Source organism: Leucobacter sp. cx-328, from assembly GCF_014530035.1.
Taxonomy (GTDB): domain Bacteria; phylum Actinomycetota; class Actinomycetes; order Actinomycetales; family Microbacteriaceae; genus Leucobacter.
In genome coordinates, this window is the sequence record NZ_JACVMX010000003.1 from 24496 (window position 1) to 46408 (window position 21913).

The following is a 21913-nucleotide window of genomic DNA, read 5'->3' on the forward strand; positions in this document are numbered from 1 at the left end:
ACCAGAGGTGTAGCTAGGTATCCATGTTTTCCGACGACGCCACCACTCCCATCCCAACCGATCCCGCTGATTTGTCAGTCCCCACAGCGCCACAGGGTCGACAGCAGCGCAATTCGCACTCCGAAGATGCAGGCGACCCCGACCGGTCAGTCCAGAGTTCCTCCCTGGCTCGTCCGTCGCGTCGCGGTCTCTTCGGACTCCTCGGCGCTGGTGCCGCGGGGCTTGCGCTGGGTGGCGTCGCCGGAAATGCTCTCCAGCGGGGGCGCGGATCAACCGCAGCCCTCGCGCAGGCAACCGTAGACTTTGGCGGCCCCCACCAAGCTGGCATCGTCACACCCGCGCAAGACCGCCTGCACTTCGCCGCGTTCGCAATGAACACGGGCACAACGCGCGACGACCTCATCTCGTTGTTGCGTGATTGGACCACTGCGGCGAGCGCGCTCTCACGCGGTGAAGAGGTGGGTGAAGGGATGGAACCCGGGAACGCGCTTTTGCCGCCTGATGACACTGGTGAGGCGACGGGCCTTGGCCCTGGAAATTTGACGCTCACCTTCGGGTTCGGGCGTTCCCTGTTTGTGGGCGGTGAGCGCAGCGGCACCGGCACGGTGAGCTCTGAGGCTGACCCGTTCGGCATTCGCGACCAGTTACCTAAGCAGTTTGAGCCGCTGCCTTCGTTCGCTTTTGACCTGCTCGATGCCACGCAGAGTGGCGGTGATCTGTGTGTACAGGCGTGCAGCGATGACCCGCAAATTGCTGTGCATGCGATCCGCAATTTGGCGCGGATCGCCACAGGCCGTGCGCATCTTGCCTGGAGTCAGTTAGGGTTCGGTCGCACAGCGTCGACATCGCTTGAACAAGACACCCCCCGAAATCTTTTTGGCTTCAAGGACGGCACCGCCAATGTCATGGCGGAGGAGACCGAGGAGCTTGCCAACCACGTGTGGGTTGGAAGCGAAGCGCCCGAGTGGCTTCGGGGAGGTTCGTATCTTGTCGCTCGGAAGATTCAGATGACCATTGAGACGTGGGATCGCGCAAACCTGGCGGAGCAGGAGCGCATCTTTGGGCGCACGAAGCGAGAGGGCGCGCCGCTTACCAGTGCTCATGAGTTCGATACACCTGACTTCGACGCGATGGATCACGCTGCTGGAAGCCCGAAGATCGACATGGCGGCACATGTGCGGCTCGCGCATCCCGTACGCAACGGGGGAGTCCGCCTACTTCGCCGCGGTTACAACTATGTTGATGGATCGAATTCGCTTGGTCAGCTCAATGCTGGGCTGTTCTTCATCTCGTTCCAGCGGGACCCTGAAAGCTTCGTGCGGGTGCAGCAATCCCTGAAGAGTGATTTGCTGAATGAGTACATTCGCCATATCGGCTCAGGTCTGTGGGCCGTTCCGCGCGGGCTTGAACGGGGTGGTGACGAGTTCATCGGTCAGGCGTTGTTTGAGTAACGGTTCGTCTTCAGATTTTGTGGCGCCCGTCCTCGCGCTCTAAACTCCCTAACTAACATTAGTTAGGCGGTTATCGTGGCAGAGACACGCTCACGCATCCTCAGTGCGGCATTGCTTCGCTTCGCACAGTCGGATTACACCTCGACGTCCCTCAAAGACATCGCAGCGGATGTTGGCATCAAAGCGCCATCGATCTACGCACACTTTACGAGCAAAGAAGAACTCTATGCAGAGGTCTATATGCGCTCAATCGGTGACCACCGAGACTACTTCACCACTCGTATCGGCGATGCCACAGCGCTCGAACCGATTGAGCGGCTCCACCAACTGTTCACTGGCGTGCGCGATTTCTACCGTTCACGTCCAGAACTCCTTGAATTTCACCTGAGCACCGCACTCGGACACAATCGAGCGAAGGCGCCAGGCATGGCCGACACATTCCAAGTTTGGGATGCGGATTTGTCGGCAGCCGTCCGAGAGGCATATCTCGAGGGCGTTGCGCGGGGGCAGTTCACGAGCCTGCCACCCGAGGCCTTTACATCCCACTTCATGTGCCTCCTGGATGGACTCTTCCTCCAGATGGGCCACTATCCGTCTGCGCTTTTTGATGCGCACCTCACTCAGACATGGGATGTCTTCGTGCAGTTCCTTACTGCGCACGTATCCCAGGAGAGCTCGTAATGTCTCACACCACTGAACCGCCGTCCGCGAACGCGCCTGTCGCCGCACCGACCGAAAAGGCCCGCTCCGACTACGAGCTTGGCACCGTCCCTGCCGCGGAGCGCAAGGGCTGGCTCCCGATCGCTGGCATCTGGATCGCGATCGGTATCGATCTGTCGGGCACCATCATGGGCGTCTCGCTCGGCAGCGGATTGCCCTTCGGTGATGCGCTCGCTGCGACCATCCTCGGTTCTGTACTGCTTGGCCTGCTGGCTATGGCGTGCACCTATGTTGGTGCCGCAACCGGCCTCACGAGCGCAATGCTCTCGCGCGCAGTCTTCGGTCGCGTTGGTGGCCTCGTCATCGCCGTCGCGATGGCGATCTCCTCGCTCGGTTGGTTCGGCGTGCAGACCGGCTTCTTTGCCGACAATGCGCGGATCGCATTCGACGAGCTCTTCGGCATGAGCGTGCCCGTGCAGGTGTTCACAGTCATCGGCGGTGCGCTCATGATCCTCACCGCACTCTGGGGCTACCGCTCGATTCAGCGCCTGAGTTCGTGGGCCGTGCCCCTGCTGATCGCGCTGCTCTCACTCGCGGTCATCATGGCGTTCATGCAGTTCGGCACCGGAGACCTGTTCAAGGACGTCGCTCCTGCGTTCAGCTTTGGCGGCGCGGTCTCGCTCGTCATGGGCATCTTCGTGTTTGGCGTCATCGTATCGCCCGACATTGCGCGCTGGGCGAAGACTCCGAAGCGGGCAATGGCTGCTGGTTTTGTTGGCTTCTTCATCGGTAACTCGCTCATTGTGATCGTGTCCCTCGTACTCTCGCGCGTGATGGGTACAGAAGACTTCATGCGCATGTTCTTCATGCTCGGCCTCGGTGGCGTCGCGATCGTTGTGCTGACCCTCGCGCAGTGGACCACGAACACGAACAACCTCTATTCGGCAGCACTCAACCTATCGGCAGTGTTCCCGAAGGTCAGCCGTCGCTCGCTCACGCTCATCGGTGGTGTTGTTGCAATTGCCGCCGCGCTCGCTGGTATCTACGACGCGTTCATCCCCTTCATTTCGCTCATGGGTACGTTCATCGCACCCTACGGCGGCGTGTACCTCGCTGACTTCTTCACGAACGTGAAGGGTCGCCTTCGTGCCGGGAGCACCGATGTTCCGAAGGTTGATGCATGGGCGTTTGTCGCCTGGGGTATTGGCTGCGTTGCCGGCCTGCTCACCACGAGCCCGAACGATGGCTTCGGGATCGGCGTCATGACCATCACCACGATTCCTGCACTCGACGCGATCCTTGTTGCGTTCGCAGCGCACATGGTCATTGGCTGGGTGCGTCGAGCAGCTGGCTCGAAGGCTACGACCACGCCTGCACTCGTGGGTGCACAGACCGAAGGAGCTGAAGGTTGAGCACTGATCACCTCACCGTCATCACCGAAGCTGATATCGACGACATCGCCATTGGTGCTGCGGTACTCGGTACCGGCGGCGGCGGCGACCCACATGTCGGATCCCTGCACGCGAAGCGTGCGATCCGCCTCCACGGCGAGGTTCCCGTACTGCAGGTCGCCGATCTCGACGACGAGGGGCTCGTTGTTCCTGTCGGCATGATTGGCGCCCCGTCAGTGTCTATTGAGAAGATTGCTGGCGCAAACGAGCTCAGCCGCGCGCTCGACATGCTCGAGCAGGGGACCGGCAAGCGTATCGCCGCCATCATGCCGATCGAAATCGGCGGCGGCAACTCGCTGATCCCCATCGCCGCAGCTGCAGAGCGTGGCCTGCCGATCGTTGACGGTGACGCAATGGGGCGTGCGTTCCCCGAGGCGCAAATGGTGACATTCCACCTCGCCGGTTATGGCCCCGGCGCGACAGTTCTCGTGGACGCGCAAGGCAACGCCGTACTGTCGTACCCGATCAATGGGGCGTGGTCGGAGCGCCTGGCGCGCGTCATCACGTTCGAGATGGGCGGATCCGCCACCATGATTGATTACGCCTATCCCGGCGCCGTCGCACGCGAGTGCGCTATTCCTGGCACACTGACGATGGCGCGTGACATTGGCCGCATGCTCCGCAGCTCGGAGCTGCGCGATGACGAGCGTACCGACGCAATGCTCGAAAAGCTTGGTGGGTACCGTCTCTTCATGGGCAAGGTGACCGAGATCGAACGCGCGGTGCAGGGGGGCTTCACCCGCGGTCGGGCTGAGCTCGCTGGCACGGGCGCTGACCGTGGCGACACCTTCGAACTGAGCTTCCAAAACGAAATGCTCCTGGCGCAGCGCAACGGCGACCTTGCTGCGGTGACCCCGGATCTCATCGCAGTGCTCGATCAGGCCACCGGTCACCCGATTACGACTGAGACCCTGCGGTATGGCGCACGCGTCACGATTGTTGCGTTCCCGTGCCACCCGCAGTGGCGCACCGCACGCGGCATCGAGACCGCTGGCCCCGGCTACTTCGGCTACGAGGTTGAATTCACGCCCGTGGAAACGTTGATGGCAGCAACCACCGAGGAGGCACACGCATGAGCTACCGAATTGGTATCGATGTCGGAGGCACGAACACCGACGCCATCGTTCTCGATGCGGAGCGTCGAGTAATTGCATCGGTAAAGACCCCAACTCGGGCGCAGTCGGGAGACGGTGTCGCCCGCGCGATTGACCTCGTGCTCGAGGCATCCAGTATTCCCAGTAGCGAGGTGCGCTCGGCAATGCTTGGCACCACGCACTGCACGAATGCAATCGTCGAGCGCAAGGGCCTCGGCAAAGTTGGAGTGCTCCGCCTTGGTGGGCCAGCAACGAGTGCCGTGCCACCGTTCGAAGGCTGGCCCGCTGACCTGCAAGCTGCTGTTGAGGGGCCGTCGTTCATCATCGCCGGCGGCAATGAGTTTGATGGCCGCGAGATTAGTGCACTCGATGAGGCCGGAATCCGTGAGGCTGCTGCAGCCATGCGAGGCAAAGTTGACGCGATCGCAATCGTTGGCGTCTTCTCGCCCGTCGCGACGGCGCACGAGCACCGCGCAGCTGAGATTGTGGCGGAAATCATTGATGTTCCCATCTCAAAGTCGGTGGAGATCGGCTCGATCGGCCTGCTCGAACGCGAGAACGCGACCATTCTCAACGCTGCGCTGATCCGCACCCTTGGCGACATGGCCGCCGGCTTCGAGCGCTCGCTTGCCGAGCACGGTATCGACGCAGACATCTACTTCGGTCAGAACGACGGCACGCTCATGCGTCTCGCGTACGCGCTGAAGTACCCGGTCTTCACAATCGGGTGTGGGCCGACGAACTCGATCCGCGGTGCGGCGCACCTCTCGGGAGTCTCAGACGCACTCGTCGTTGACATCGGAGGTACCACGACCGACATCGGCGTGCTGGTCGATGGTTTCCCACGTCAGTCGGCGCACGCGGCAGAGATCGGTGGAATTCGCACGAACTTCCGGATGCCTGACGTGCTCTCGGTTGGCCTCGGTGGCGGCACGATCGTGCGCGGCCTCGGCGCAAACGGCACCGGCGCAGGCGACCCCATGAAGCTCGGACCCGACAGTGTCGGGTACCGCATCGCGAGCGAAGCGCTCGTCTTCGGCGGATCAACCGTCACCGCAACCGATATCGCCGTTGCAGTGGGTCGCCTTGAGATCGCTGATGGCCAGGCTCCTGAGCTGCCAGCAGACGTCATCACTGCTGCCGATCAGGCGATCCGCGAAGTCATTGAAGAAGCAATCGATCAGATAAAGCCGAGCGCGGCACCCGTGCCCATCGTGCTCGTCGGTGGCGGCGCCGCGATCTCGCCGACAGCCCTCGCTGGCGTTTCAGAGGTCATTCGCACCGAGCACTCGAGCGCGGCAAACGCAGTTGGTGCGGCGCTCGGGGACGTAGCCGGTCAGGCCGAGCGCGTGTTCTCACTGCGTGAGATGACTCGCCAGGAGGCGGTCGCGCACGTGCGTGACGACGCGATTGCGCGTGCGGTTGCGGCGGGCGCGGATCCTGACACCGTCGAGGTTCTTTCACTTGAAGAGTTGCCCGTCGCCTACATGGAGGACACAGTCATCGTCCGCGCTCGCGCGGCCGGTCGCCTCGCATAGTTTCGCACTGACGCCGCCCTGCGGTGACGCGCAAGACATACGGCCCGCTCCACACCTCAGTGTGGAGCGGGCCGATTTGCATACGCTGCGAGGTGATCCGCGCCCAGAATTCGGGGCATTGTGCGCTGGTGATAATTTACATAGTCAAGCTATGTAAATCTGATACACTGCATGCTGTGACCAAAACTTCTGCTGCTGAACGCGAGGCGCTTGAGGCGCTCGCCCTTGAATTTATTGTTTCCGCTGCGCGATTGACGCGCGTCGTTGGAAAGAAGTCAGGCTCGGCGTATTCCTCGAATGCGTGGCGAGTGCTTTCCGATCTTGAGCGCCACGGCGCGCAGCGCGTGAGCGATCTCGCGCAACAGCAAAATGTCGCACAACCCACCATGACAGCGCTTATGCAGCGGCTCGGCAGCGAGGGGTGGGTGACGCGCGAGCCCGATCCAACGGACGGACGCGCGACACTGGTCACCATTACGTCACGCGGCGCTCAGGCCCTCGCCGACTACCGCACCAATGCGGCAGCCGTGCTGGTTCCGCACCTTGCCGACCTGCCCAGCGATGATCAGGTGACGCTCCTCCGGGCGGCAGAAATCATGCACCGAATCGTCGAAGTCGCGTAACCACACGTGCCCATCAGCAAAAGGAACGAAAACGAATACTGAGACTCCACCCAAAGCTTCACTCTGGCGACAGCCGACCGCCGTCTGGGCAATCGCGTTTGCATGTGCGATCTCATTCATGGGCATCGGTCTCGTCGACCCGATCCTCCCCGCGATTAGCCATGAACTTGGCGCATCACCCAGTCAAACCATGCTCCTCTTCACGAGCTATCTGTTTGTCACCGGCGTCGCAATGCTCTTCACAAGCTGGGTCTCAGGCCGCCTCGGTGTTCGCTGGACCCTCGTTATCGGGCTCATCCTCGTTGTGATCTTCGCGGCGCTCGCCGGTTCCGCTGGTTCGGTCGACGCAATTATCGGGTTCCGCGCGGGATGGGGTCTCGGTAACGCGCTCTTCATCTCAACCGCACTTGCGGCAATCGTTGGCGCAGCCTCTGGCGGATCACGCCAGGCCATCGTGCTGTACGAGGCTGCGCTCGGTGTTGGCATGGCGGTTGGCCCACTCGTTGGCGGTGCGCTCGGCTCCATCTCGTGGCGCGGGCCGTTCTTTGGCACCGCGGCGCTGATGGCGGTTGCGCTCGTGGCGATCCTCGTGTTCCTGAATTCGCCCAAGCAGCCGGCCGCGCAAGCGGTAGCGGTACCAGTGGGGGAGCAGCCCTCGCTGTTTTCCAGCTTCCGCGCGCTGCGCAACCCCGCGCTCCGATCGCTCGCGCTCGTTGCAGTGTTCTACAACTTCGGCTTCTTCGTACTGTTGGCATACAGCCCGTACCCGATGGAGGCGGCCGCGAAGCTCGCTGGCGCCCAATCATTCGGCGCGCACGAGCTCGGCTTCGTCTTCTTCGGTTGGGGCGTTGCTCTCGCACTTACGTCCGTGTTGGTTGCGCCGGTACTCACACGACGGTTCGGACTCGCGACCGTGCTCTTCGTGATGCTTGGTGGCCTCACCGTGTGCCTCATGTTGCTCGGGGTGTTTGTAAACTCCCTCACTGGACTCGTGGTCGTCGTCGTTGTGAGCGGATTGCTCCTTGGTGTGATTAACACCGCGCTCACGGAAGCGGTGATGGAAGCCACTGACCTCCCGCGCAATGTGGCGTCATCGACCTACTCAGGGGTGCGATTTATTGGTGGTGCGATCGCCCCAGCGGTAGCCGGACCCATTGCGGCAGCATTCGGGGCACCGGTGCCCTACTGGGTCGGGGCCACAGCAGTGCTCATTGCGATTCTGGTGTTGGCCTTCTCTCATAAGCGACTTGCTCCCATTGGTGCAGAGCATCGCAACCCGGTTGCCGAAGCGGCAATCATCGGAGCAGGTGACGCGGCCTAACCCCACTGAACACCCCCTGAGCATTCCCGCTCAGGGGGTGTTTCTCTTCCCTGGTCACTGTTAGCCTGGCTCGACACCGCAAAACCTGCCTGCCTGAACAAGGAGAGCAACATGAACGACATCACCTCATCTGGAATCGAAATTCAGCGCGAGTTCGACGCTGCACCAACCTCGGTCTTCACCGCATGGACGACGGGTCAGTCCTTCGCGCACTGGTTCGGTGGAGGAGGCGTAAGTGTTCCACTTGAACACCTGGAGTACATCGCAGAGGCAGGTCGCGAATGGCGAGCGCGAATGGAACTCCCCGACGGTAATCACATTGACTGGGTGGGTGAGTTCATCGAGGTCACCCCCGGCGCACGTCTGGTGCTTACGATGACGGATCAGCCCGCAGACCCATCGCGTGCGGTTATCGTTGTTGATCTTGAAAGTTCTGAGCGTGGCACGCTGATGAAATTCACCCAGGAAACTCCCGGGTTTACCCCCGAGCAGCAGTCGGCAGTACTGCAGGGCTGGGAGTCATTCTTCGACGCAATGGCAGAGCTGCTCCCGCGCTAGAGCGGGATGACACGCCCAGGAACCGCCGGATAACTTACCCGGGTTGCTTTCCAAGGGGGAGTATCGGCTATACTTTCCCAGGTTGCTCATTTCTCAATGCGTAACTACCGAGAACCCACAGGGTTACGGGGTATAGCTCAGCTTGGCTAGAGCGCCCGCTTTGGGAGCGGGAGGTCGCAGGTTCGAATCCTGTTACCCCGACCAGGGCCGTCCGGTCCGATTCGCAGCCCTAACACAACGATGAGAGGCCAAATTGCCGAAGACGATCGCTGAGAAGCTCACCCCGACCCGCGTCAAGTTCAACGTGACTGTCACGGCAGACGAGCTCGCGCCGTACCTCAAGACCGCGTACAAGACGGTTGCCGAGCAGGTCAACATCCCCGGCTTCCGTAAGGGCAAGGCTCCCGCGCAGATCATCGATCAGCGTGTTGGTCGCGACGCAGTTGTTCAGGAAGCAGTGAACGCTTCGCTCGACGATTTCTTCCGCGCGGCTCTCGAAGAGTCCGGCGAGCAGCCCATGGGCCGCCCGACCGCAGATGTTGTGACCTGGCCCGAGGCTAAGGACGCAGACCTCGAGCTTACCTTCGAGGTCGAGGTTCGCCCCGAGTTCAAGCTTCCTAAGTACGCAGGCATGAAGATCACCGTTGACAACGCGGAGATCGACGAGGCTGCGGTTGAGGCAGAGCTCACCAAGCTTCGTGAGCGCTTCGGCACCCTCGTGACCGCTGATCGTCCCGCTAAGACCGGCGACTTCGTCGAGCTCGACCTTCTCGCGAAGATCGACGGCGTCGAGGTTGACCAGGCAAGCGGCGTTTCGTACGAGGTCGGCGCAGGCAACCTGCTCAACGGCACCGACGAGGCAATCGAGACTCTCACCGCTGGTGAGTCGACGACCTTCACTTCGCAGCTGCTTGGCGGCGAGCACGAGGGCAAGGACGCAGAGGTTGAGCTCACCCTCACCGCAGTCAAGGAGCGCGAGCTTCCTGAGGCGAACGATGACTTTGCACAGCTTGCGAGCGAGTTTGACACCATCGCTGAGCTCCGCGACAGCCTGAAGGACCAGGTTGGCCGCGCAGCAGTCTTCGCACAGGGCCAGCAGGCACGCGACATCTTCACTTCGACCCTCATCGAGAAGGCGGGAATCCCGGTTTCTGAGGAGCTCGTTGAAGAAGAGGTACACAACCACCTCGAGGGCGAAGGCCGTCTTGAGGACGACGAGCACCGCGCAGAGGTTCGCAAGCAGGCAGAGGACCAGATCCAGCTGCAGCTCCTCCTCGACGCACTCGTCGACGCTGAAGAGGTAGTTCCCACGCAGAACGAACTCCAGCAGTACATCTTCCAGTCGGCACAGCAGTACGGCATGGAGCCCGGTCAGTTCCTCCAGGCAATCAGCCAGGGCAACCAGATGGGCGTCATCATCGGCGAGGTTACCCGTAACAAGGCTCTCGCGATTGCACTCGCACAGGCAAAGGTCACCGACAAGGACGGCAACGCTGTCGACCTCACCGAGTTCACCGCTGTCGACAACGAGCCCGCTGAGGACGCAGCTGAAGAAGCAGCGACCGAAGAGGTAGCAGCAGACGAGAAGTAATCTTCTCTCACTGCACGTAGATCGTGTTGAGGAACCCCTCGCCAGTTCGCCTGGTGAGGGGTTCCTCTGTTTATCGCTCACGCCTACGGCGAACAGAGCCGCTAGATTCGCTGTGAGTCGATAACCTCGAATCAGATACTCGACGAATGGAGCCCCGAATGGCTGATCAGATGGCACCGAACAGTGTGTTCGACCGACTGCTCAAGGATCGCATTATCTGGCTTGGGTCAGAGGTGCGAGACGACATGGCGAATGAGATCTGCGCCAAGATCTTGCTGCTTGCAGCTGAAGATCCCGAGGCAGATATTTACCTCTACATCAACTCGCCGGGTGGCTCGATCACCGCTGGCATGGCGATCTACGACACGATGAGCTTCGTGCCCAACGACATTGTTACCGTCGGCATTGGCATGGCAGCGTCGATGGGCCAGTTCCTGCTCACCGCAGGCACCAAGGGCAAGCGTTATATCACGCCCAACGCGCGCGTCCTGCTGCACCAGCCCCACGGTGGTTTTGGTGGAACCGCGAGCGATATTCAGACCCAGGCTCAGCTCATTAACTCGATGAAGCAGCGCCTTGCGGCTATCACTGCGGCTCAGACCGGGAAGACGGTCGAGCAGGTCAACGCTGACGGCGATCGCGATCGTTGGTTCACCGCTGAAGAAGCACTCGAGTACGGTTTCGTGGACTTCATCCGCGATTCTGCTGCTGAGGTTTCCGGCGGCGGCGGCACCAGCAAGTAATCACGGACGCAAGAGACACGGAGTACGAACAGATGAACACTTCAATTCCGCAGGCAGGCGGTTCTGGTCTGATGATGCCGAGCTCACGGTACGTGCTGCCCTCGTTCGAGGAGCGCACCGCATACGGCTTTAAGCGCCAAGACCCCTACGCAAAGCTTTTCGAAGATCGCATCATCTTCCTGGGCGTCCAGGTCGATGACGCATCGGCCGATGACGTTATGGCTCAGCTGCTTGTCCTGGAAAGCCAGGATCCCGAGCGTGATATCACCATGTACATCAACTCGCCGGGTGGCTCGTTCACCGCGATGACCGCGATCTACGACACGATGCAGTACATTCGCCCGCACATCCAGACTGTGTGCCTCGGCCAAGCAGCGTCAGCTGCTGCCGTGCTGCTTGCGGGTGGCACGCCGGGCAAGCGCCTCGCGCTCCCGAACGCGCGCGTTCTCATTCACCAGCCGGCTACCGGCCAGGGTGGCGGCCAGGCTTCTGACATCGAGATCCAGGCGCGCGAGATCATGCGTATGCGTGAGTGGACGGAAGAGACGCTTGCGAAGCACTCAAACCGTTCGATCGAGCAGGTGCACCAGGACATCGATCGTGACAAGATCCTGAGCGCTTCTGAGGCACTCGAGTACGGTCTTGTTGACCAGGTGCTCACCAGCCGAAAGAACCCGATTCAGGCAGTTTCGGCCTAAGTGATGCTCGGCGGGGTCGTGGCAAGTACACGACACGACCCCGTCGGAATCTCGAAATGTCAGTGGGTGCGACTAGGCTCGATGGTAATCTCACGATGATCACTAAGGGGGCTCAGCCATGGCACGTATGACTGAGAGCAGTGAAGTGCTCAAGTGCTCCTTCTGCGGCAAATCGCAGAAGCAGGTTGCACAGCTAATCGCAGGTCCGCAGATTTACATCTGCGATGAATGCGTGGCCCTATGTAATGAGATCATCGAAGAACGCCTGTCCGAACAGCAGGCGCCGGAACCTAGCGATGTCGCGTTGCATAAGCCTCGTGAGATCGCAGAGTTTCTTGACGAATACGTCATTGGCCAAGAGCGTGCCAAGCAGTCGCTCGCGGTGGCGGTGTACAACCACTACAAGCGCGTGAAGGCTGCGAGCTCGCTCGCGAGCACTGACCTTGCTGGCGACCAGGTCGAGATCGCAAAGTCGAACATTCTCATGCTTGGCCCTACCGGTTGTGGCAAGACTTACCTCGCCCAGTCGCTCGCACGCCAGCTCGGCGTTCCGTTTGCTGTTGCTGACGCAACAGCTCTGACGGAGGCGGGTTACGTCGGTGAAGATGTCGAGAACATTCTTCTCAAGCTGTTGCAGGCCGCAGACTTTGACGTCCAGCGCGCTGAACACGGCATCATCTACATTGACGAGATCGATAAGATCACTCGCAAGGCTGAGAATCCCTCTATCACCCGTGACGTTTCGGGTGAGGGAGTACAGCAAGCGCTCCTCAAGATTCTTGAGGGTACCGTGGCATCTATTCCGCCGCAGGGTGGCCGTAAGCACCCCAATCAGGAGATGCTGCAGCTCGATACCACGAATGTCCTCTTCATTGTTGCCGGCGCATTTGCCGGCCTCGAAGAGATTATCGCCTCGCGTCTCGGCAAGGGCGGCATCGGCTTCGGCGCTCCTGTTGCGGCGAAGCAGAATGAGCAGGAGCTCTTCTCAGAAGTGCTGCCCGAAGATCTCCACAAGTTTGGTCTTATCCCCGAGTTCATCGGTCGTCTTCCTGTGGTCGCGACGGTCGACCCGCTCGATGTAGATGCCCTCACGCGAATTCTTGTCGAACCGAAGAACGCGCTGGTGAAGCAATACCAGCGCATCTTCGAGATGGACGGCGTCAAGCTCGAGTTCGAGCCAGACGCACTTTCAGCAATCGCCGAGCTCGCAGTCTCACGTCAAACCGGTGCTCGTGGCCTCCGCGCGATTCTCGAATCAGTGCTCGGCCCAGTCATGTTTAACGTGCCTTCGGAAGAAGACATCTCACGAGTCATTGTCACTCGCGCCACGATTGAAGACGACGCAGAACCTACCTACGTATACGAAGCCAACGCGCGGGAGAGTGCGTAACAGCTCCGCATTTCTCCGGCCGACGTTCTTCAGCCTCTTTTTTCCTCGCGTGCAGTTCACGGAGGATCGTTCCTGGCGAAGCCGGGGGAGAGCTGGGCAGTGGCGGCCCCGCCGCCTCCTGTCATTCTGAGGTCCGCAGGGTCCAACCTACGAAATTGGCTGCAGGAAAACTGAGGTTGAACGCAGGAAACCTCTGGGGCTTACGGCATCAACGTGAATACGCTGATGTCATAGTTCATCAGCACTGAGCCATCCTCTTGGGGGAGGCTCATCGCGGCAACGTTCGCCTTCTCTGAGGTGAGGGTTGCAGAGGTGCCGCCCTCGACGGTTTCCACAGCGTCGGCTGCTTCGAAGTTTCCGGCAGCAATGATTTGCTGCCAGAGCGCATCAGCTTCGGCCGCGGTTGGTGCTCGAAGCACCAAGTACCAACTTCCGTCGTCTCGAGACCCAACATCGTAAATCTCTACGCCCTCTGGCACCGGGAATGCATCAGGGAAATCAGCGGGAAGAACGGTCGCCTTTTCCGGTTCTTTGTCAAGCTCCGGCCACTTCGTCTCTTCATCTGTCTGAGTGGTGATTTCGTCTGGCGTCGGGATCTCGGGTTCGGGAGCACAGCCCGTCAACACACCGAATGCGATTGTGCCAGCAGCTACCACCGCGAGCGCGCGACGAATACTGTGCGCTGAATTGCGGCTGTGAATGAAGTTGATCTGCATGATTAGCCTCCCAGTAGCCAGTCATCATCATCGTCTTCGTCATCATCATACGATGACAGGGACGATTCTTCGCCAAGCACGTCTTTCGCATTGGAAGCCAACGCGGTGAGTTCTTTTACCCGCACAGCGCCTTGCTGGTCGACGGAAATCTCAGCGAGGTCATCGAGCGCCAGACGTGGTCGACCCTCAAGCCATGTAAGGGTCCATGCACGCGCGGATGGGTGAGCCTGCTCGCACGTAGCAATAGTGTCGAACAAGGCTGGGGGCACACTGCGGTGCGGGTCGTTGCCAACCTGCCAGCGTGCCCCCAACTGCATGATCGTTACTCTGCGGTCTCGAGGTTGATCTCAGCTACTACGACGCCATCGACGTCTGCAGCTTCGATGCGAAGCTCGGTGATGCGACCAACGCCAGCGAGGTCCTCTGCTGCGAGCACGAGACGCTCTTGCAGGGCAGCGGGCGCCTGGACAACTGCGAGCGTTGCCTGGGTGCGCTGCGAAACCTTCGCCTCAGACTTTGCGCCACGGATGCCGATGAGCGCGGTGCCGACGAGATCGAGCAGGTCGATGTCTGCGTCTTCGCCGATGAACTCTGCGAGCTCCGATGCAACGGGCCACGAAGCCTGGTGTACCGAACCCTCAGCGAACCACGACCAAACCTCTTCGGTAGCGAAGGGGATGAACGGTGCGAGTAGACGAACGAAGACCGAGAGCGCCTCGCGAAGCGCGGTCACTGCCGAAGCCTGAGCCTGGCCGGTGCCTGCGTGTGCGCGGTCCTTGACGAGCTCGAGGTAGTCGTCGCAGAAGGTCCAGAAGTACGACTCGGTGATCTCGAGTGCACGCTGGTGATCGTAAGTCTCGAACGAACGAGTTGCCTGCTCGATGACGCGAGCGAGGCCCGCGAGCATCGAACGATCGAGTGCCTCGGTAACCTGGCCGGCGCTCGAAGCATCGAAGCCGAGCGTGAACTTCGCTGCGTTGAGCAGTTTGATCGCCAGACGGCGACCAATCTTGATCTGCGTCGGGTTCTGCGGATCGAACGATGCGTCGGTGCCAAGCTTTGCCGAAGCAGCCCAGTAGCGAACCGCGTCCGAGCCGTGCTGCTCGAGCATGCCTGCCGGGGTAACTACGTTGCCCTTCGACTTCGACATCTTCTTACGGTCGGGATCGAGGATCCAGCCCGAGATGCCTGCGTTCTTCCAGGGGAGCTCGCCCGACTCAAGCTCCGAGCGGAGCAGGGTCGAGAACAGCCAGGTGCGGATGATGTCCTGGCCCTGGGGGCGAAGGTCGAACGGGAAGACGAGCTTGTACAGCTCCTCGTCGCGCTCCCAGCCGCCAGCGAGGTGCGGGGTGAGCGACGAGGTCGCCCAGGTGTCCATGACGTCAACTTCGCCCTGGAAACCGCCGGCCTGGCCGCGCTGCTCAGCGGTGTAACCAGCAGGGATGTCGGTCGAGGGATCAACGGGGAGCTGATCGGTCGTCGGCAGGATGGGCTTGTCGAAGACGGGGTTGCCGTCGCCGTCAATGGGGTACCAAACGGGGATCGGGACGCCGAAGAAGCGCTGGCGCGAGATGAGCCAGTCGCCCGAGAGGCCCTCTACCCAGTTCTCGTAGCGCACGCGCATGAAGTCGGGGTGCCAGTCGAGTTCCTTGCCGTGTGCGAGCAGGCGCTCACGGAGCGCTTCGTCCTTTGCGCCGTTCTTGATGTACCACTGGCGGGTCGAAACGATTTCGAGGGGCTTGTCACCCTTTTCGAAGAACTTGACGGGGTGGTTGATCTTGCGGATCTCGCCGACGAGTTCGCCCGAAGCCTGTGCAGCCTCAACGATTGCTGCCTTCGCGCTGAAGACGGTCTTGCCTGCGATCTGTGCGTATAGCTCGCGGCCACGCTCCGAGGTGATGACCTCGGGAGCCTCCGAGATGATGCGGCCGTCGAAGCCAAGGATCGCACGGTTCGGGAGGCTGAGCTCGCGCCACCAAATCACGTCGGTGACGTCGCCGAAGGTACAGATCATCGCGATGCCCGTGCCCTTGTCGGGCTGCGCGAGGTGGTGCGCGAGGATCGGGACCTCAACGTCGAAGAGCGGGGTACGCACGAGTGAACCGAGGCGGTCCTTGAAACGCTCGTCGTCGGGGTGCGCAACGAGTGCGACACACGCTGCGAGCAGCTCGGGACGAGTGGTATCGATGAGGATGTCATCGCCGCCGTCAACCGGGTGGAACGCAAGCTGGTGGTACGCACTGGGCTGCTCGCGGTCTTCGAGCTCTGCCTGCGCAACTGCGGTGCGGAAGGTAACGTCCCAGAGCGTCGGAGCCTGTGCCTGGTACGCCTCGCCACGCTCAACGTTGCGGAGGAATGCGAGCTGCGATGCGCGGAGCGAGTCTGCGCCAATCGTGCGGTAGGTCTGCTTCCAGTCGACCGAGAGGCCGAGGGTGCGCCAGAGATCTTCGAACTGCTTCTCGTCTTCGACGGTCAGCTTCTCGCAGAGCTCGATGAAGTTACGACGCGAGATCGGCTGCTGGTCAGCTGCCTTGATGCTCTTGCCTTCGCCGCCGTCGTGCGGGGGAACGAAGCCCTCGACGTAAGGGAGTGACGGATCGCAGCGCACGCCATAGTAGTTCTGAACGCGACGCTCGGTGGGGAGGCCGTTGTCGTCCCAGCCCATCGGGTAGAAGACGCGCTTACCCTGCATGCGCTTGTAGCGCGCAACGGTGTCGGTGTGGGTGTACGAGAACACGTGGCCGACGTGCAGCGAGCCCGACGCGGTGGGCGGCGGGGTGTCGATGCTGTAGACGTCGTCGCGATCCGCGCCCTCACGCGAGAATGCGTAGGTACCCTGCTCTTCCCAGACCTGGCCCCACTTCTCTTCAAGGCCTTCGAGTTTCGGCTTGTCAGGGATAGCACTCATTGAGGGGCTCCGATTCAGTATGGGCGGCACCGCGTAGTCGCACACCGCGAGATGGGTGCACTGGTGCCTGAAGGTGTAAACCACTCCAGTCTAGCTTCGGAAAGTGTCAGTGAGTGTGCAGCCCACGCAGTGTCGCGCACTGGTAGTATGTGGGTCATACGACTTTGATCCGGCTATCACCGGGGAGTCTTCGGAAGAACGGGTGGCTGGCGAGAGTCAGAAGCCCCAGTAGAACCGAACGGGCAACGGCACGTTACGCCGAATGAAGTGGCGCGATCCGCACCCTATTCAATTAGGGCGCAGGTCAGCAAGCGGGGTGGTACCGCGGGTAGCGAGTCAGTGCGACTTGCCGCTCGTCCCGGCACGATACGTGATGACGTTCGACCGAAGGAGCCACATGGCTTACCCCAAGCAGCCCACCAACGCGGGCGATGCAGCAACCCAGAATGGCGCAAGTTTTGGCGTCGTGCCGTCGCCGAACTTCCCCTCGCTCGAAGAGCAGGTGCTCGCGTTCTGGAAGAACGACGATACGTTCTTGGAATCGATCCGCCAGCGTGAAGGCGCAGAAGAGTGGATCTTTAACGACGGCCCTCCCTTCGCAAACGGTCTGCCGCACTACGGTCACCTGCTGACCGGCTACGCGAAGGACGTGTTCCCGCGCTTCCAGACCATGCGTGGCAAGAAGGTAGAACGCCGATTCGGCTGGGACACGCACGGCCTGCCCGCTGAGCTCGAGGTCATGAAGCAGCTCGGTATTACCGAGAAGAGCGAGATCGAGGCCATGGGCATCGACGTCTTCAATAAGAAGGCTCGCGAGTCGGTCCTGCACTACACCGGTGAGTGGGAGACCTACGTCACCCGCCAGGCGCGCTGGGTGGACTTCGAGAACGATTACAAGACGCTCAACCTGCCGTTCATGGAGAGCGTCCTGTGGGCGTTCAAGCAGCTGCACGAAAAGGGCCTCGCGTACGAGGGCCACCGCGTGCTCCCATACTGCTGGCGTGATGAGACCCCGCTGTCGAACCACGAGCTGCGCATGGATGACGACGTCTACCAGATGCGTCAGGACCCGTCGGTGACCGTCACCTTCCCACTGCAGGGCGAAAAGGCGGCGTCGCTCGGCCTCACCGGCGTGCGCGCGCTCGCGTGGACGACGACTCCCTGGACCCTTCCCACGAACGCTGCGCTCGCAGTTGGCCCGGAGATCGCGTATGCGATCGTGCCCGCTGGCCCGCTCGGCGCCGCTGACGGTGGCGAGACCGGCGTCGCGAGCTACATGCTCGCGACCGATCTTGTTGCAGCTCACGTCAAGGAGCTGGGGTACGAATCGGCCGAGGACGCACTGGCCGCAGTCACCAAGACCGTGACGGGCGCGGATCTCGAAAACGTCGAATTCGAGCCGCTCTTTGACTACTTTGCTGACACTGAGAAGTGGGGCACCGAAAACTACTGGCGCATCCTCGTTGACGACTACGTCTCGACGACCGACGGCACCGGCATCGTCCACCAGGCTCCTGCTTACGGTGAGGACGATATGCGCATCACCGGCGAGGCTGGCATGCCCCCGATTCTCAGCGTTGACGAGGGCGGTCGCTTCATTGCGGCGGTGACCGACGTCGCCGGCGAGCTGTGGCAGGATGCGAACCGTCCGCTGATCCGCCTCGTGAAGGAACAGGGTCGCCTGCTGCGCGAGCGCTCGTACGAGCACTCCTACCCGCACTGCTGGCGCTGCCGCAACCCACTGATCTACCGCGCCGTATCGAGCTGGTTTGTCAGCGTTGGCCCGATCAAGGAGCGCATGCTCGAGAACAACGAGCAGATCACCTGGGTTCCCGGCAACGTCAAGCACGGTCAGTTCGGCAAGTGGCTTGAGGGCGCACGCGACTGGTCGGTCAGCCGTAACCGCTACTGGGGCAGCCCGATTCCCGTGTGGAAGAGCGACAACCCCGACTTCCCGCGCGTCGATGTCTATGGCTCGCTCGAGGAGATCAAGGCCGACTTCGGCACGCTCCCCGTGAACGACGACGGTGAAGTTGATCTGCACCGCCCATACATTGACTCGCTGACACGTCCGAATCCGGACGACCCCAGCGGCAAGTCGACCATGCGCCGCATCGAAGACGTCTTCGACGTCTGGTTCGACTCGGGCTCGATGCCGTTCGCGCAGGCGCACTACCCGTTCGAGAACCGCGAGTGGTTCGACGCGACGCAGCCCGCAGACTTCATCGTGGAGTACATCGGCCAGACCCGTGGCTGGTTCTACGTCATGCACGTCCTCGCGACGGCTCTCTTCGACCGCCCCGCGTTCAAGAGCGTCATCAGCCACGGCATCGTGCTCGGTTCTGACGGCAACAAGATGTCGAAGAGCCTCCGCAACTACCCAGACGTGAACGACGTGTTCAACCGTGACGGTTCCGACGCGATGCGCTGGTTCCTCATGGCATCGCCAGTCGTGCGCGGCGGCAACCTCATCGTGACCGAAGAGGGCATCCGCGAGGGCGTGCGTCAGTTCATCCTGCCGCTCTGGAACACCTGGTACTTCTTCAGCCTCTACGCAAACGCCGACGGCGTCGACGCACAGTTGAGCGTTGATTCGACCGATCCGCTCGATCAGTACATCCTGTCGAAGACCGGCGACCTCGTGCGCTCGGTTGAGGCTCACCTCGAGAACCTTGACACCACCTCGGCTGCCGAGTCGCTGCGCGACTTCGCAGAGGTCCTCACGAACTGGTTCGTGCGTCGCTCGCGCGACCGTTTCTGGGAGGGTGTCAACGGCGAGAACGGTAAGCCCGAGAACCAGCAGGCGTTCAACACGCTCTTCACTGTCCTCGAGACCCTGACTCGCATCGCGGCTCCCATGGCACCGCTCGTTACCGAGGAGATCTGGCGCGGCCTCACCGGCGGTCGCTCGGTGCACCTCACCGACTGGCCCGACGCTTCGGTCTTCCCGAACAACGAGTCTCTCGTTGCTGCGATGGACGAGATCCGCCAGGTCACCTCGTCGGCGCTCGCGTTGCGAAAGGCAAACGGCCTCCGCGTGCGCCTGCCGCTCGCCGAGCTCACGGTCGTGACCGACCAGCCCGCCGGCATCGAGCCCTTCGCGGACATCCTGCGCGACGAGCTGAACGTGAAGTCGGTCAGCATCGTTGAGCAGAAGCCCGAGAGCGCTGCCGAGTACGGCATCGTGCACTCGCTCGCAGTCAACGCACGTGCAGCTGGCCCGCGCATTGGCAAGAGCGTGCAGCAGGCGATCAAGGGCGCAAAGTCGGGCGACTGGTCAGAGGTCAACGGTGTGGTCACCGCTGGCGGCATCGAGCTGGTCGAGGGCGAGTACGAGCTCACCCTCACCGCAGATGGCGCAGCAGCTGCTGGCCGCGCACTCGGCCTGCTGCCCACCGGCGGCTTCGTGCTGCTCGCGACCGACCTCACTCCCGAGCTCCTCGCAGAGGGCCTCACGCGTGACGTCACCCGCGCGGTACAGGAAGCACGTAAGAACGCTGGCTTCGAGATCAGCGATCGCATTGAGCTTGAACTCTGGTTCGCCTCGGCTGAAGACCTCGCGGACGTCACGAGCGCATTCGTTGCCGTTGCCGTCGCTGACGACACCCTCAGCGTCGCGTACTCGCTCGGTTCGGACGACACCGCGGCGCTCGCTTCGAGCTCGTTGGCTGACGGCCGCTTCGCTGGCGAGTTCGAGCACACCGAGACCGTTGAAGCAGATAAGTACGCGAACCGTGGCGAGATCCGCGTGAGCGTCCGTCGCGCAACCGAGGCCGGAGCATGAGCGCGATCTCACAGAACCTGACCCCGAGCGAGCGCATCTATGCTGCGCTCCTCGAACGCACCGGCGAAGCCGTGCCCGAGCCTCGACTCGGGCCGGTTCGCCGGCTGGCGGAGCTCGCGGGTTCACCCCAGCTCCAGTACCCGGTGATCCAGGTCGCTGGCACCAACGGTAAGACCTCGACGAGCCGCGCCATTCAGACGCTGCTCAGCGCGCACGGCGTGCGTTCAGGTCTCTTCACGAGCCCGCACCTCATCGACTTCACCGAGCGCTTCCAGATCGATGGCCAGCCCATCGACGCTGAACTGCTCGAGTCGATCTGGGACGAGCTACAGCTGCCGCTGTCGGTCGTTGACGCTGAGCTTGCAGCGAAGAACGAGCCGAAGATCACCTTCTTTGAGGCGCTCGTCGTGCTCGGCTTCGCGGTCTTCGCTGACGCCCCCGTTGATGTTGCCGTCATCGAGGTTGGCATGGGTGGCGAGTGGGACGCGACGAACATCGTCGACGCAACCGTCGCCGTTTTCACACCAATCGGCCTCGATCACACCGAGATTCTCGGCGACACGATCGCCAAGATCGCAAAGACGAAGTCTGGCATCATCAAGCAGGGTGCGACCGTCGTGAGCGCGGCACAGGACGACTCGGCACTCGCCGAGATCGCCGCTGCCGCTGTCGCCCACGATGCGAAGCTCTACGTGGCTGGCACTGACTTCTCGATTGGTGAGGATCGTCTCGCAGTCGGTGGCCGCCAGGTCGATTTCGTTGGCATCACCGGTCACGCGTACGAGCCTGCGTTCGTGCCGCTCTTCGGACACCACCAGGCGGCGAACACCTCGCTCGCAATCGCTGCGGTTGAGGCGTTCTTCGGCGCTGAGCGCCCGATCCCTGACGAGGTACTTGAGGAGGGTCTCGGTCACTTCACGTCGCCGGGCCGCCTGCAGCTCATCTCGAAGGAGCCCGTCACCTATGTCGACGCGGCACACAACCCGCACGGTGCCGAGGCGCTCGTGCGTGCGGTCACCGAGTCCTTCTCGTTCTCCGAGCTTGCCGTCGTTGTTGGCGTGCTGGGGGAGAAGGATGCCGCTGGCCTGCTTCGCACGCTCGCACCGATCGCACACCGTGTGTACGCGACCGCGGTAGATTCGCCTCGCTCGCTTGAGGCGGATCGCATCGCGGAGCTCGCTGAAGAAGCTATACCTGAAACGCCTGTCCTCACGGTCGATGTGTTTGAAGACGCAGTCGCTGAGGCACACCAGTGGGCAGCTGAGGAAGACGGCCGCGCAGTGCTCATTGTTGGCTCGGTCGTACTCGCGGGTCAGGCACTCGCGCTTTCGCATCGGGAAGATTGGGGCATCGCGTGAGCCACCAGAACGCCAATTCCGAAGAAGAA

17 protein-coding genes and 1 tRNA gene are annotated in these 21913 nt (G+C 61.7%); 15 read left to right on the forward strand and 3 right to left on the reverse strand.

The features are described from left to right. Nucleotides 1–23: 23 nt before the first annotated feature. The 13 genes from efeB to clpX all read left to right on the forward strand — a co-directional run bounded on the left by efeB (nucleotide 24) and on the right by clpX (nucleotide 13118). The gene (efeB, locus tag ICL81_RS04960) at nucleotides 24–1451 is read left to right on the forward strand and encodes an iron uptake transporter deferrochelatase/peroxidase subunit (protein ID WP_188033854.1); all 1428 of its coding nucleotides are present in this window, start codon (nucleotides 24–26) and stop codon (nucleotides 1449–1451) included. 75 nt (nucleotides 1452–1526) lie between these two features. Next, nucleotides 1527–2132, forward strand: a complete 606-nt coding sequence (locus tag ICL81_RS04965; RefSeq protein WP_188033855.1) for a TetR/AcrR family transcriptional regulator — start codon at nucleotides 1527–1529, stop codon at nucleotides 2130–2132. Continuing rightward, nucleotides 2132–3523 carry a cytosine permease gene (locus ICL81_RS04970; RefSeq protein WP_188033856.1) on the forward strand — a complete coding sequence of 464 codons (1392 nt, stop codon included), beginning with the start codon at nucleotides 2132–2134 and terminating at the stop codon, nucleotides 3521–3523. Before ICL81_RS04965 ends, ICL81_RS04970 begins: the two co-directional genes overlap by 1 nt. Beyond that, the gene (locus tag ICL81_RS04975) at nucleotides 3520–4638 is read left to right on the forward strand and encodes a DUF917 domain-containing protein (protein WP_188033857.1); all 1119 of its coding nucleotides are present in this window, start codon (nucleotides 3520–3522) and stop codon (nucleotides 4636–4638) included. The genes ICL81_RS04970 and ICL81_RS04975 overlap by 4 nt, the downstream gene beginning before the upstream one ends. Beyond that, entirely contained in the window at nucleotides 4635–6194 is a 1560-nt protein-coding gene (locus tag ICL81_RS04980; RefSeq protein WP_188033858.1) for a hydantoinase/oxoprolinase N-terminal domain-containing protein, read from the forward strand. The genes ICL81_RS04975 and ICL81_RS04980 overlap by 4 nt, the downstream gene beginning before the upstream one ends. A gap of 176 nt (nucleotides 6195–6370) precedes the next feature. After that, nucleotides 6371–6817: a MarR family transcriptional regulator gene (locus tag ICL81_RS04985; RefSeq protein WP_353055421.1), complete on the forward strand. Its 447-nt coding sequence runs from the start codon at nucleotides 6371–6373 to the stop codon at nucleotides 6815–6817. A gap of 118 nt (nucleotides 6818–6935) precedes the next feature. Then, the gene (locus tag ICL81_RS04990; protein WP_223160594.1) at nucleotides 6936–8138 is read left to right on the forward strand and encodes an MFS transporter; all 1203 of its coding nucleotides are present in this window, start codon (nucleotides 6936–6938) and stop codon (nucleotides 8136–8138) included. A gap of 111 nt (nucleotides 8139–8249) precedes the next feature. Then, nucleotides 8250–8696 (forward strand): SRPBCC domain-containing protein, encoded by a 447-nt coding sequence (locus tag ICL81_RS04995; RefSeq protein ID WP_188033859.1) that lies wholly within the window; start codon nucleotides 8250–8252, stop codon nucleotides 8694–8696. 126 nt (nucleotides 8697–8822) lie between these two features. Further along, a tRNA-Pro gene (locus ICL81_RS05000) sits at nucleotides 8823–8900 on the forward strand. A gap of 49 nt (nucleotides 8901–8949) precedes the next feature. Continuing rightward, the gene (tig, locus tag ICL81_RS05005; RefSeq protein ID WP_188033860.1) at nucleotides 8950–10287 is read left to right on the forward strand and encodes a trigger factor; all 1338 of its coding nucleotides are present in this window, start codon (nucleotides 8950–8952) and stop codon (nucleotides 10285–10287) included. Between the two features lie 146 nt (nucleotides 10288–10433). Beyond that, on the forward strand, nucleotides 10434–11030 hold the full coding sequence (locus ICL81_RS05010) for an ATP-dependent Clp protease proteolytic subunit (protein WP_188023996.1): 597 nt from the start codon (nucleotides 10434–10436) through the stop codon (nucleotides 11028–11030). 32 nt (nucleotides 11031–11062) lie between these two features. Beyond that, on the forward strand, nucleotides 11063–11728 hold the full coding sequence (locus tag ICL81_RS05015) for an ATP-dependent Clp protease proteolytic subunit (RefSeq protein WP_188033861.1): 666 nt from the start codon (nucleotides 11063–11065) through the stop codon (nucleotides 11726–11728). Nucleotides 11729–11846: 118 nt separating this feature from the next. Beyond that, on the forward strand, nucleotides 11847–13118 hold the full coding sequence (gene clpX / locus ICL81_RS05020; protein ID WP_188033862.1) for an ATP-dependent Clp protease ATP-binding subunit ClpX: 1272 nt from the start codon (nucleotides 11847–11849) through the stop codon (nucleotides 13116–13118). 200 nt (nucleotides 13119–13318) lie between these two features. On the opposite strand, the gene ICL81_RS05025 is transcribed toward clpX, so the two are convergent. From ICL81_RS05025 to valS, 3 genes are read right to left on the reverse strand one after another with little or no spacing between them, the layout of a single operon-like run. Then, nucleotides 13319–13834: a hypothetical protein gene (locus tag ICL81_RS05025; protein WP_188033863.1), complete on the reverse strand. Its 516-nt coding sequence runs from the start codon at nucleotides 13832–13834 to the stop codon at nucleotides 13319–13321. Between the two features lie 2 nt (nucleotides 13835–13836). Next, nucleotides 13837–14151: a Fe-S oxidoreductase gene (locus ICL81_RS05030; protein WP_188033864.1), complete on the reverse strand. Its 315-nt coding sequence runs from the start codon at nucleotides 14149–14151 to the stop codon at nucleotides 13837–13839. Between the two features lie 5 nt (nucleotides 14152–14156). Further along, entirely contained in the window at nucleotides 14157–16742 is a 2586-nt protein-coding gene (gene valS, locus ICL81_RS05035) for a valine--tRNA ligase (RefSeq protein ID WP_188033865.1), read from the reverse strand. Nucleotides 16743–17139: 397 nt separating this feature from the next. Here valS and ileS point away from each other — a divergent pair, with 397 nt between their 5' ends. Both ileS and ICL81_RS05045 read left to right on the forward strand, forming a co-directional pair. Continuing rightward, the gene (ileS, locus tag ICL81_RS05040) at nucleotides 17140–20526 is read left to right on the forward strand and encodes an isoleucine--tRNA ligase (protein WP_285895410.1); all 3387 of its coding nucleotides are present in this window, start codon (nucleotides 17140–17142) and stop codon (nucleotides 20524–20526) included. After that, nucleotides 20523–21884, forward strand: coding sequence for a folylpolyglutamate synthase/dihydrofolate synthase family protein (locus ICL81_RS05045; RefSeq protein ID WP_188033867.1), 1362 nt, complete (start codon nucleotides 20523–20525; stop codon nucleotides 21882–21884). The genes ileS and ICL81_RS05045 overlap by 4 nt, the downstream gene beginning before the upstream one ends. Nucleotides 21885–21913: the final 29 nt, after the last annotated feature.